This is a genomic window from Carnobacterium sp. (assembly GCF_032094055.1).
Classification (GTDB): Bacteria; Bacillota; Bacilli; order Lactobacillales; family Carnobacteriaceae; genus Carnobacterium_A.
Map to the genome: position 1 here is coordinate 1 of NZ_DAMDAK010000062.1, position 244 is coordinate 244.

The following is a 244-nucleotide window of genomic DNA, read 5'->3' on the forward strand; positions in this document are numbered from 1 at the left end:
TACGGCCATGCCCACTACGCCAATTTGTTGTTTACTCATGCGTAAACTCTCCCCCTCAGTACTCGATTTTCTTGTTACTTGTTATATTTCTTCTGTCTTTACTATCCTACCAAAAAAATCCCGAAATTAAAAGGAAGGAATGCTCTAGAAAAGTTATTTATCACCTAGTGCAGCCAACTAATTCTCGACTTTTGCTGGCTATTTTTGATTAGCCGTTAGCCTATAATTCCGTTTAAATTCTTGG